10 protein-coding genes are annotated in these 12156 nt (G+C 65.7%); 4 read left to right on the forward strand and 6 right to left on the reverse strand.

Annotation, left to right across the window (positions count from 1 at the left end; all coding sequences use genetic code 11):
• Window positions 1-3 precede the first annotated feature (3 nt).
• A complete protein-coding gene (locus tag E5554_RS20405) occupies window positions 4-1548 on the reverse strand; it encodes an EAL domain-containing protein (protein ID WP_247594454.1) in 1545 nt (514 codons plus the stop codon).
• A 170-nt stretch (window positions 1549-1718) separates the two neighbouring features.
• Window positions 1719-2648 (reverse strand): AEC family transporter, encoded by a 930-nt coding sequence (locus E5554_RS20410; RefSeq protein ID WP_136187904.1) that lies wholly within the window; start codon window positions 2646-2648, stop codon window positions 1719-1721.
• Between the two features lie 97 nt (window positions 2649-2745).
• Between E5554_RS20410 and E5554_RS20415 the strand changes: the two genes are divergently transcribed.
• A complete protein-coding gene (locus tag E5554_RS20415; protein ID WP_136187905.1) occupies window positions 2746-3621 on the forward strand; it encodes a LysR substrate-binding domain-containing protein in 876 nt (291 codons plus the stop codon).
• Window positions 3622-3805: 184 nt separating this feature from the next.
• Here E5554_RS20415 and E5554_RS20420 read toward each other — a convergent pair whose 3' ends face one another.
• Together E5554_RS20420 and E5554_RS20425 are read right to left on the reverse strand one after the other, a co-directional pair.
• Complete coding sequence (locus E5554_RS20420; RefSeq protein ID WP_099232367.1) at window positions 3806-5587, reverse strand: diguanylate cyclase; 1782 nt, start codon at window positions 5585-5587, stop codon at window positions 3806-3808.
• 166 nt (window positions 5588-5753) lie between these two features.
• Window positions 5754-6632: a metallophosphoesterase gene (locus E5554_RS20425; protein WP_136187906.1), complete on the reverse strand. Its 879-nt coding sequence runs from the start codon at window positions 6630-6632 to the stop codon at window positions 5754-5756.
• Window positions 6633-6701: 69 nt separating this feature from the next.
• Here E5554_RS20425 and E5554_RS20430 point away from each other — a divergent pair, with 69 nt between their 5' ends.
• Window positions 6702-7595, forward strand: coding sequence for a YegS/Rv2252/BmrU family lipid kinase (locus E5554_RS20430; RefSeq protein WP_136187907.1), 894 nt, complete (start codon window positions 6702-6704; stop codon window positions 7593-7595).
• 246 nt (window positions 7596-7841) lie between these two features.
• On the opposite strand, the gene E5554_RS20435 is transcribed toward E5554_RS20430, so the two are convergent.
• Together E5554_RS20435 and E5554_RS20440 are read right to left on the reverse strand one after the other, a co-directional pair.
• Complete coding sequence (locus tag E5554_RS20435) at window positions 7842-8807, reverse strand: acylglycerol kinase family protein (protein ID WP_010337966.1); 966 nt, start codon at window positions 8805-8807, stop codon at window positions 7842-7844.
• A 7-nt stretch (window positions 8808-8814) separates the two neighbouring features.
• Window positions 8815-9309: a DUF2141 domain-containing protein gene (locus E5554_RS20440; protein ID WP_010337967.1), complete on the reverse strand. Its 495-nt coding sequence runs from the start codon at window positions 9307-9309 to the stop codon at window positions 8815-8817.
• Window positions 9310-9446: 137 nt separating this feature from the next.
• On the opposite strand from E5554_RS20440, the gene lptF reads away from it, so the two are divergent.
• Both lptF and lptG read left to right on the forward strand, forming a co-directional pair.
• A complete protein-coding gene (gene lptF, locus E5554_RS20445) occupies window positions 9447-10658 on the forward strand; it encodes an LPS export ABC transporter permease LptF (RefSeq protein WP_004211025.1) in 1212 nt (403 codons plus the stop codon).
• Between the two features lie 4 nt (window positions 10659-10662).
• The gene (gene lptG / locus E5554_RS20450) at window positions 10663-11763 is read left to right on the forward strand and encodes an LPS export ABC transporter permease LptG (RefSeq protein WP_136187908.1); all 1101 of its coding nucleotides are present in this window, start codon (window positions 10663-10665) and stop codon (window positions 11761-11763) included.
• The last annotated feature ends 393 nt before the right edge of the window (window positions 11764-12156 follow it).

The following is a 12156-nucleotide window of genomic DNA, read 5'->3' on the forward strand; positions in this document are numbered from 1 at the left end:
TCCTCAGGCCGCGACGCTCAGGAAACGGGACCGCTTGCCGCGATTATAGTCGCGATAGAAGGCCATGAACTCGTCTGCCGGCAGCGCCTTGGCATAATACCAGCCCTGCGCGAACTGGACGCCGGCCTTGCGGACATAGGCATCCTGTTCGCGCGTCTCCACCCCTTCGGCGATCAGGTTCAGCTTCAGCGCCCGCCCCATCCCGATGATATGGGGCGTGACCACGCTGGCCGCCGCATCCCGGCCGATCGCGTCGATGAAGCATTTGTCGATCTTGAGCGCGTCGAGCGGCAATGTCTCCAGCAGCGACAGGCTGGAATAGCCGGTGCCGAAATCGTCGATCGCCATCAGATGCCCGGCATCGCGCGCACGGGCAATGGTCGCGCGCGCCGTGTCCGGGTTGATCAGGCTGCGCTCGGTCACCTCCAGCCAGATCTGGCCCGGCGCGATGCCGGCCTTGGCTATCTCGCGTTCCAGCACGTCCAGGAAGCGGCCGCTTTCCAGGTCGCGCGCGGAAATGTTGATCGCCACATGCACCTGCTGCTCGGCCAGCAGCATGGCGTGCAGGTCCGCCACCACCTGCTCGATCACATGGTCGGTAATGTCCAGGATCAGCCCGCTCTGCTCGGCCAGCGGGATGAACAGGTCGGGTGCTATCCACCGGCCATCGGGCCGCCGCCACCGCACCAGCGCCTCGGCGCCCACGCAATAGCCGGTCGCAAGCTCGATCAGCGGCTGATAATGAACCTGGAACTCACGCTTGCGGATGGCCAGCTTCAGTTCCTTTTCCGGCGACAGGCGCTGGCGTGACACCCACAGGATCAACAGCATCAGGATCGCGGACGCCACCAGCCCGATCGGCAATAACAGGCGCATCTCGCTGCCCAGCTTCGCATCGATGGCGCTGCGGTCGGCAATGGCAAAGGCGGTCAGGTCGCCGCGCTGCACCGACGCATAGATGTCCGTCTCGTCCATCCCGGTCATCGCCTGCCGGCTCAATTGTCCCACCAGCCCGTCATTGGCCCGCCCGGTAATGGCGATCAGCGTCCCCTGCCGCGTCGCGATGCCCAGGATCATGTGGCTGTCGGACAATACATCGACCAGCCGCTGCGGCAGGATCAGCACATTATGGTCGCGATAGCCCAGCACCATTACCTCGCGGGCATGGCTGATGCGCGGCTTCACATGCAGATGCAGCGCATAACCGCCCGCCAGCGTCGCCGAAGGCGTCCCGCGCCCGATGACGACATCCGCCGGCACCTTGCCCCAACCGGTGCAGGCCAGCCGATCGCCCTCATAATGGCCCACCTCCTCCACCGCCCCGCTGTCGATCGCCAACTGGCGCATCCGCTCGATATGGCCGACGGAACAATCGCCCTCGCCGACCTGCGCCAGCACATCCTTGGCGTCGGTCAGCACCTGCTCGGCGCGCAGCAGCGTCCAGTTGGCATATTCCTGCATATGCACGCGCTCGGCGGCGATCGCCCGCTCGCGCGAAAAATGGACGGTCAGTGCCAGTGGAATGACGATCGCCAATATCGCCAGCATCAGGGCCAAAAAGATAATGATCCGTCGCCGCAAGTCCGGCCCCCATCTTCATTCGCCATCGGAGCAGCAAAACCTGCGCCGTCAGCAGAGCAAAGACGAGTATTTATTTTGTTAACGGCCTGTCCTTGCGCGCGAAAGCGCAACGCCCTGTCGCCCTGTCGCCCTGATGCTCAGCGCAGGCTCAGATAGAAGGTGATGGTCGCCAGCGAGGCGATGGTGGAGAGCAGCACCACCCGCGCGGTGATACCCGCTTCCCGGCCATAGAATTCGGCGACCATGAACGGACCGGTGCCGGTCGGCAGCGCCGCCATCAGCACCGCCGTCGCCGCCAGCGCCGGCGGCAGGCGGAAGATCAGCGCCAGCGCCCCGGTCAGCAGCGGCTGCACCAGCAGCTTCATGCCCACCAGAAAGCCAACCGCTCCCGCCGCCGGCGGCGCGCCCTCCCGCTTCTCGGCGATGAACAGGCCCAGCGCGACCAGCGCACAGGGCGATGCCGCGCCGCCCAGCAGCGACAGGAACTTGTCCAGCGGCGCCGGCAGCGGAATGGCAAAGGCCAGGAACAGCCCACCGACCAGCGGCGCGACCAGCAGCGGATTGGTCGCCAGCGACCATGCGACCTTGGCCATCATGTGCCCCGGCCGTCGCTCGCTCTGCACGCCGATCTCGATCAGGATCAGCGCTACCGCAAACAGCAGGCAGACGGTAATGATCGTCGCCACCAGGGTCGGCGCCAGCGATGCCGGCCCCAATATCGTCGCCGCCAGCGGAAAACCGATGAAACCGGTATTGGCATAGCCCGCGTTCAGTCCGTCGACCGTCGCATCCGCCAGATGCCGTCCCCTACGTCGCCGCAGCAGCAGCGTCGCGCCAAAGGTCAGTCCCGCGCCAATGCCGAAGACAGCGACAAATCCGGGCTGCCAGATGTCGCTCCACCGCGCCTTGGCGACAATATCGAACAGCAGCGCCGGCAGCGCCAGCCACACCACGAAGCGATTGATCTCGCCGGTCGCATGCGGCCCCAGCACGCCGCTCCTGCGGGCGATCCATCCCGCCCCGATCAGCGCGAAGATGGGCAGGACGATCAGCAGCACGGACAACATCGGACGGACTTTCGAGACAGCGGAAACAGCGCTCGCCTACGCCGCCGGATCGATGCATACCAATGCCATTGCATGGAATGATTGATACTGTTTCCGTATGATTGATATTCGCCAGCTCCGCTATTTCGTCGCCGTCGCCGAAACGCTGCATTTTGGCCGCGCGGCCGAACGGCTGCATGTCACCCAGCCGCCGCTCAGCCGCCAGGTGGCCGCACTGGAACAGGATTTGGGCGTCCGCCTGATCGAGCGCCATTCGCGCCGCGCCGTGCTGACCCCGGCCGGCGCCCGCTTCCTGGAGGATGCGCGACAGATCATCGCCGCGCTCGACCGCGCCTGTCGCGATGCCCGCGCCTGGCAGGCGGGGGATCTGGGCGAACTGACGATCGGCTTCATGATGCATGCCGCCTATAGCAGCGTGCCCCTGCTCACCCGTCGCTTCGCCACCGCCCATCCAGACGTGACGCTGCACCTGCGCGAAACACTGCCGATGATGCTCGCCGACGGCGTGATGGAGGGGCGCTTCGACGCTGCCATCGGCTTCGATCCCGGCGCCCGGCGCGGCCTTGCCACCAGCCCGCTCTATCGTGAGCCGCTCGCCGCCGTCGTCCCGTCGGACCATCATCTGGCCAGTGCCAGCGCCCTCACCCCCGACCAGTTGGCCGGCGAACGCTTCATCCTCTCGCCCGCGGATGTGACGCCCACGCTGCGCCGCGCGATCCTGGGCTGGCTGGCCGCGCCACCCGCCATATTGCTCGAAACCCAGTTGCAGCAGACGATCGTCAGCCTGGTCGGCGAAGGGCTAGGCGTCGCGATCGTGCCGGAATCGCTGCGGCGCCTCGCCATGACCAGTGTGCGCTTCGTGCCGCTGATCGACGCGCCGATGGTCGAACAGTTGCTGATGGTCCGCCCCGACGCGCGCAATCCGGCGCTCACCCATCTGCGCGCGATCGCCGACAGCCTCCAGCCCGCATGAAACGGCCCGCTGTCCTACAGCGCGCCGAACTGCCATGATCGCGCCCGGCTCTTTCTCAACTCAGGCAGGCGGGACGACGTAAGGAAATTTCCAACCATCGACATAAAATGTCGAAATGTGCAGGAAATATGCGAAGTTAAGCGGCGATTTTCCTATTTCCGCCGCCCCTTTCAGGCCACCTAGATCAGGCTGATAGCGCTTCCGCCCGCGCGTCCAGCACCACCCGGTTCCGCCCCTCGCGCTTGGCGCGATAGAGCGCAGCATCGGCCGCCTTGATCAGCGTCGAGCCGTCGCGCTCCATGCTCTCTTCCCAAGTGGCGACGCCGAAGGACATGGTCGTCGACCCCAGCGTGCGCCCACCCTGGTTGACCATCAGCTCGCTGATCGCCTGGCGCACGATCTCCACCCGGTCGGCCAGCACCACGGCCGACGTGCCCGGCGCGATGATGGTGAACTCCTCGCCGCCAAAGCGGCAAACGACGTCGCCGTCGCGGAAGCGGCTGCGCATTTCCGTCGCGACCGCCTGCAACACCGCGTCGCCCGCCTCATGGCCGAACTCGTCGTTGAAGCGCTTGAAATGGTCGACGTCGCACATCACCAGGCTCAGCGGGCTGCCGGTGCGCGTCGCCCGCGCAATCTCCAGCGCCAGCGTCTCTTCCATGTAGCGGCGGTTGAACAAGCTGGTCAGCGGATCGCGGATCGTCTGTTCGCGCAGGCCGCGCTGCAGGCGGTGATTGACCAGGGCCGACGCGATATTCTCGGTCAGCACGGTCAGGCGGAACCGGTTTTCGGCCCCCACCACGCCGCGCAGATACAGCACGCCGATCACCTCGCCACCGGCCAGCAGCGGCTCGCAATGATAATGGTCCGCCTCGGCCCCGACATGGGCACAGACGATGTCCGATCCCTGCTCGGTCACATAATGGCTCTGCCCGCGCCGCAGCGCCCAGCACTGGTCGGGCGCAAAACCCGCCTGCTCGACCTCCAACCCGCCCCAGGCCGCGATCGGCACCAGCAGGTTGCGGGAATTATTATGGGCATAGAGGGCGCCGGGAATATCGGGCAGCACGCGCGGCACGAACACCCGGATGATCGACGCCAGTTCCTCGTCGGTGCGGGCCGCCTGCATCCGGTGGGCCATGCCGCCCAGCAGTTCGATCACCTCGCCCCGTTCGCGCAGCACCTGCGCATTGGCGCTCAGTTCCTGGTTGGCGATCTTCAGCCGCCCCTCGCTGTCCACCTGGTCGGCAACCGCCGCCTCCAGTTCGCGCGCCATTTCATTATAGCCGCCGGCCAGCCGCTCGAACTCGCTTGACCGCATCTCGACATCGATGCGCGCGCTGCGGTCGCCCGCGCCCAGCTTGCCCATCACCGTCATCATCGCATCGACCGGACGGCGGATGCCGCGGATCAGCGCAACGCCCATGATGACGATGATCGCCACCGTCAGCGGCGTGCCCAGCAGCACCAGCCAGCGAATATAGTTGAGCCGCCGTTCCACCGCGCCCATGCGCTCGACCGACAGCGAACGCTCCTCGGCCAGCAGGTCGCCGACCCGCGCCTCGACCATCAGCATCAGATAACGGCCCCGCCCGGTCGCGGTCGATGCCTGCGCCCCGGCAAAGTCGCCCGCGCGGGTCATGGCCGCCGACTTCTCCAGGCTCGCGGCCCGTTCCGTCACCAGCGCACGCACCTGCTGCGCCCGTTCATTCTGCGGCGGATTGTCGGCCGTCAGCCTGACCAGCGCGGCCGCATCATGCTTGGCGGCGGCGATCTCGGCGGCGACGGTCTCGGCAAATTCGGGATTGCGGGTCAGCACATAGCCGCGCTGTCCCGACTCCGCTTCCTGCAGATGGCCCAGCGTCCGGTTCGCGGTCTTGAGCACCTGCGAGGAATGGGTCACCCAGCCCAGGCTGCCGCGCATCTGCGCCGACCCGTCGAGCAACAGCCCGGCGAGCAGCACCATAACCACGCACAATATGCCGCACAGCACCACAATCCGATGGGACAATGATCCGACCAACTGACACTCCCTGGGTCCGCAAGCCCATCGCCTTTGGTCAATCGCTTCGCCGATGCAACATGAATCATTGTTTTTTAGGGAGAATTGCGACCGATCGAAGACTCCTGCCTCAGCCCGCCCCTTGTAGCACAGCCAGACTGCCAACCGTTGGCGGATCGATCACATCCCGTCCCGTCCATGCCTCGCCTTCCCGCACATAGTCGACATGGCTGGCCCGGCGAAAGGCGTTGCCGTCCCAGACGATCACCTGCAGTTCGATCGCATTGTTACGCCGGACATGCAGCCAGTTGAAGCTTTGCGGCTCGGCATTGCGCAGCCGGGTCGATGTCGCCGTCCCCGCCTGGATCACCAGCGCCCCGCCGCTATGCGCCACCATCTTCTGCGCGGCCTCTGCATAGGTACGATGAAAATGCCCCGCCAGCGCGACATGCACCCCCGCCTCGCACGCCGCCTGCACCGCATCCTCATGCCGCCCCACCGCCTCGCTCAACTCCCCGCCCCGGCCGATCGGCATGGCGAACAGCGGATGATGGGTCACAAGGATGCGGGTCTTGGCCGGCGCGACCTGCGCGAAACTCTCGCGCAGCCGGTCCATCTGGTCATGGTTGATCCGCCCGTCCTTGATCGTCAGCGACCGGGCGGTGTTGAGGCCCAGTATCGCGACCTCGTCATCCTCGTAGAAGGGACAGAGATCGCGGCTGATATAGCGTTTGTAGCGCGCCAGCGGCCGGGCGAAGCGCCGCACCACGTCGAACAGCGGCACGTCATGATTGCCGGGGATCACCAATATCTTCAGCCCCGCCCCGCGCAGGCGATTGAGCCAGGCCGCCGCCGCCCTGAACTGCTCCACCCGCGCCCGCTGGGTCAGGTCGCCGCTGATGACGACCAGGTCGGGCCTGCGCTCCTCCAGCCAGGCGGTGGCGGCGTCGACGATGCGCGGATCATGCGCGCCGAAATGAATGTCGGACAGATGGGCGATACGGGCCATGCCTCCCCAACGAATCCATCGCTATTCGTTTCCGATGGACCCGAATTGGTTGCGCGGTGTTATTGCGGCATGGAAACGAAAACGCTCCCCCAGCAGGCGATCCTCGTCGTCAACGCCCATAGCCGACGCGGTCAGGACAATTTCAATCAGGCAAGGGAAAAACTCGAAGCCGCCGGCGTCGAGCTGATCGCCGCCCATGCGGTCGATGACCCCGAACAGATGGCCACCACCGTCCGCCAGGCGGTGGAGAGCGGCGCGCCGATGGTCATCGTCGGCGGCGGCGATGGCTCCATGTCGGGCACGGTCGACGAATTGGTCGGCAAGGATTGCGTCTTCGGCGTGCTACCGCTCGGCACCGCCAACAGCTTCGCCCGCACATTGGGCCTGCCGCTCGACCTCGATGGCGCGGTCCGCGCCATCGCCACCGGCCAGCGCCGCCGCGTGGACCTCGGCATGATCGATCGCGACTATTTCGTGAACGCCGCTTCATTGGGCCTGTCGCCGATGATCGGCCAAACCGTGCCGCACAAGCTCAAACGCTATCTCGGCCGCATCGGCTATCTGCTCTGGGCGGTCAAATGCTCGGTCGGCTTCCGCGCCTTCCGCCTGACCATCGACGACGGCGTCAAGGAACGGCGCCTGTGGTCGACCGAGGTGCGCATCCTCAACGGCCCCTATCATGGCGGGGTGGAGCTGTCGGACCATGCTGCCGTCGATACCGGCGAGATCGTGATCCAGGCCGTCGTCGGCCGCTCCAAGCCGCGCCTCGCCTGGGACTGGTATGCCAAATTCTTCAAGCTGCGCGACCGCAATGCCCATACGGAGGAATTTCACGGCCGCCAGTTCAAGCTCGCCTGCCACCCGCCGCAAAAGATATCGATCGACGGCGAAGTGCTGGCAAAGACCCCGGTCACGGTAAAGATCGCCCCCGGCGCGGTCGATGTAGCGGTGCCACGCGACTAGGGGCGAGGACAAGTCTAAATTGTCGTGAAACGATCAGGAGCGGACGTTCCTCCCCGGAACGGGGAGGTGGCAGCGCGAAGCGCTGACGGAGGGGCAGGTGCCTCTTGCGCTGCGCTATCCGGCCTGTGCCCCTCCACCACTCGCTACGCGAGCGGTCCCCCTCCCCGTGCCGGGGAGGAATGTCTTGTCCCCACCCATCTCGACCATTCAGCGGGCGCCGAAACAGCCCCCGCCGCTCGACCGATCTCAGGCGGCCAGGCGCAGGAAGGGCACCGGTTCGGTCGAGCGCAGCAGTATCGGCTTGCCTTCCGACGCGCGGAAGATTTCGCCGTCCAGGATGACGCTGCTCTGCGCACCCTCGATGCGGATCGTGTCGCCCTGCTCCAGATGGATGCCCTGCATCTGCTGCTTGCCCATCCGGCGGAAGACGCTGGCCCACACCAGGCGCAACAGCGCCGACACGCTCTGGTCGACCGCCATCAGCTTCATGTTGCCGCGACGGCTGTCACCCGGATCGACGCCCAGCAGCAGCCGCTCCAGCGTGGTCACGATCAAGACCGAAAAGCGCCCCGCCAGCTGCCCCTCGCGCATCAGCGAGATGCTGACCGGGTGGCTGGATTGTGGCAGGAATCGGGCACGAATGCCGAAAACCAGCGACGCCAGCACGGCGAGCGCGGTCAGGAAATGGCTGAACCCGTTGGACAGGCCCAGCGGATAGATCTTGTCCCGGCAATAGAGGATATAGTCGGCCAGGCCCGCACCGCCCAGGAACATGCCCAGCACCGGACGGGTCGTCTGCCCGTCGGTCAGCGCGATCAGCTCGCGCTGCACGACATGGTCGCCCAGCCCCGACTTGGCGATCTCGACGATGCGCTCCAGCGCCTTGATCGGGTCGCCATGGATGCCCAAGTCCAGCGCGATCAGGTTGGTCTTGCCATTGGGCAGCACCGCGATCGGCGGCACCCGACCGCAGAAATGCTCGCCCTGATAGAGTTCGGTCAGCGCCGCCTGCACCGTCCCGTCGCCGCCATTGATGACGATGACGGCCGGATCGACCCGCGCAATCGTCTGCAGCGCGCGGCCGATCTGGTCGACATGCTCGACCTCATAATGGAAGATGTCCGGGTTGTTGGCACAAAAACTGCGCACGCGCGGCAGGGTCTGCCGGTTGCCCGTGGACTTGGGATTGGACAGGAGCGCGACGCGAACCATGACGACCTTACATATATTTGAGGTTGATGGTGATCCGGGTCACGCCCGGTCCAGCATAGAAGGCGGCCTTGTCGACCGACGGCTTGCCCAGATTGAAGATGTTGATCGACGGATTGTTCGAAAAGCCGCCGCCATCCCGCGAAATGTCCGTCTTGCCATTGCCGTCCCGGTCATGCCGCACGGCGATGCCGTATTTGCCCGGCTCCGGGATCGGCATGCAGAATCGCATGCCGCCTTCGGACGGGCGGACCACGGTGTCGATCCGGTTCAGCCATTCGCCCTTGGTCAGCCAGCTCGCCTTGGTGGCGTGATAGGACTGCATGCGCACGCGGCCGGTCGCCTCGGCAAAGCCGCGCACATCGACCAGCACCGCCGGCCCCTTGGCCGACGCGGCGCAACGGGACAGATCGTTCGTGATTTCCTGACCATGGGCCAAGGCAGGCGTTGCGGCCAACAGAACCGCCACCGGCATCAGACCCATTGCAACTTTCAACATGACCATCAGACTCCTGGAAGCTATAGCCGCCCGATGTGATCGGACGGCGAGCCCCTGTTCGCCCCGCGACTCTTTTATTAGCTGACTCGCATATGGGCGGGGTTTGCGGCCAAAACATGGTGATGGGACGACGACATAGAGAAATGCTGACTGCCATCGACCGATATCTCGCCCGCCTGATCGCGCTGCCATTGCTTGGCACGCTGGTGATCGCCGCGATGCTGCTGGTGCTCGACAAGATGTTGAGCCTGTTCGATTTTGTCGCGGCCGAAGGCGGCCCCGTCAGCGTCGTGTGGCGCATGCTCGCCAACATGCTGCCCGAATATCTCTCGCTCGGCATTCCGATCGGGCTGATGCTCGGCATCCTGCTCGCCTTCCGCAAGCTTGCCACCTCGTCCGAACTCGACGTGATGCGCGCCGTCGGCCTCTCCTATGGCCGGCTGCTGCGCGTCCCCTACATGTTCGCCTTCGCCCTCGCCCTGCTCAACCTCGGCATTGTCGGCTGGGTCCAGCCCTTGTCCCGCCACGCCTATGAGGCATTGCGCTTCGAACTGCGCTCGGGCGCGCTGGGCGCGTCGATCAAGGTCGGCGAGTTCACCAGCCTGGGCAAGCGCATGACCCTGCGGATCGAACGCAGCCTGGACGAAGGACGCAACCTGCGCGGCATCTTCGTCCGCGCCGTCGGCAAGGATGGCCAGTCGGTCGCGGTCACGGCGGCCCAGGGCGCCTTCCTCGCCACCGACGATCCCGACACCATCATCTTCCGCCTGCGCGACGGCGTGCTGGTGAACGATGCACCCAAGTACAAGACGCCGCGCATCCTCTCCTTCTCCAGCCACGATCTGCCGATCGACCTGCCGCAGATCGAGAATTTCCGCGGCCGCGACGTCGACCGGGAAAAGACCCTGCCCGAACTCTTCTCGATGGGGCGCGATCCCGCCACGCCGACCAAGCTGCGCAACGAGGTCCGCTCCAACTTCCATTTCCGCATGGTCGAAGTGGTGATGATGATGCTGCTGCCGATGGCCGCGCTCGCCTTCGCGATCCCGCCCAAGCGCTCGACCTCGGCGCTCGGCGTGTTCCTCTCGATCGTCTTCATCGTCACCTATCACAAGATCAACCAATATGGCGAAAGCATCGGCTCGCTGGGCAAGATCGACCCGATCATCGCGCTATGGGGGCCGTTCCTGCTGGCATCCGGGCTGATCTTCTGGATGTATCATGTCATCGCCCACCGCCCCGGCGGACAGCCGATCGCGGCGCTGGAATATGCCTTCGCCAAGCTCGGCAAGCAGATCGGCCGCCTGCTGCGCTTCGTGACGAGGCGCGGCGAGCCGGCGCAAGGAGCAGCCTGACCCCATGCAGTTCGATTTCTTCCCCTCGCGCCAGATCAGCTGGTACATGGTACGGCTGTTCCTGACCCGCACGCTCGCCGTGCTGGCGATGCTGGTGGTCGTGCTGCAGATGCTCGACCTGCTCGGCAATTCGGGCGACATCCTCGCCTATCCGGGCAATGGCGATGCACAGCTCTGGCATTATGTCGGCCTGCGCGCGCCCCAGATCGTGGCCCGCTTCCTGCCCTTCTCGGTGCTGCTCGGCACCCTCATCATGCTGGCGACGCTCAACCAGAATAGCGAAATCATCGCGATGAAGGCGGCGGGCCTCTCCGCCCAGCAGATCCTCGCCCCGCTGATCGCCGCCGCACTCGGCGTCTCGGTCCTCAGCTACGCCTTCAACGAACGGATCGTCGCCCGCTCGACCGCGATGCTCAGCGCCTGGCAGGCGGTCGACTTCGGCCCCGTGCCCGCGGACAGCGGCATCAAGACCAATCCCTGGGTGCGCGACGGCAATAATCTCGTCACCGCGGCAATCGTCGCGGGCCATGGCCAGGACGTGCAGCTGCGCAAGGTCGAGATCTTCAACCGCATCAACAACAGCCTCACCACCATCATCACCGCGCCCAAGGGCCATTATGACGCCGCCAGCAAGAGCTGGGTGCTGGAAGGCGCGCGCCAGTTCGACGTCGCCCGCGGCACGCTCCAGAATGTCGGCACCGTGCGCTTCGGCAGCGACATCCGTCCCGACCAGTTCACCCTGGCCAAGGTCGATCCCGACGCCCTGACCTTCAGCGAGTTGCAGGCGGCGATCGGCGACCTGCACGATGCCGGGCGACCGACCGCGGAACTGGAAGGCAGCCTGTGGCACAAGCTGTCCGGGCCGCTCTCGGCCGTGCTGATGCCGATCCTCGGCTCCGTCGCCGCCTTCGGCCTCGCCCGCTCGGGCCAGCTCTTCCTGCGCGCGGTGATGGGCATGGCGCTGGGCTTCGCCTATTTCGTCGCCGACAATTTCTCGCTCGCCATGGGCAATCTGGGCGCCTACCCCCCCATTCTCGCCGCCTGGGCGCCCTTCCTCCTCTTCCTGCTGCTCGGCGAGACGGTGCTGTTCAGAACCGAGGAATAGGCGTGGTTAAGGGCTGGCAAATCCCGTCATGCCAGCGAAGGCTGGCATCTCAGGCAGGCGAACGCCACGTCAACGAATAGCGAGACGCCCGCCCTCCCTCGACCACCGCCTGAGTCCCCAGCCTTCGCTGGGGTGGTGGAGTTGGGTGGGAACAAGACATTCCTCCCCGGTACGGGGAGGGGGACCACTCGCGCAGCGAGTGGTGGAGGGGCACAGGCCCAATAGCTCAGCACTAATAGGCTCCTGCCCCTCCGTCAGGCGCTCCGCGCCTGCCACCTCCCCGTGCCGGGGAGGAATGTCTGCTTCTGGTCGCTTCCCGCCATCCCCGGTGCGCAGTTTTCCTGCTCGGACATTCCCTGTTCTGGAAGCCAGGCCCTCCGCTTTGCCGGTTGG

Origin of the sequence: Sphingobium sp. PAMC28499 (assembly GCF_004795815.1) — a bacterium.
In the GTDB taxonomy this organism is placed as follows: Bacteria; Pseudomonadota; Alphaproteobacteria; order Sphingomonadales; family Sphingomonadaceae; genus Sphingobium; species Sphingobium yanoikuyae.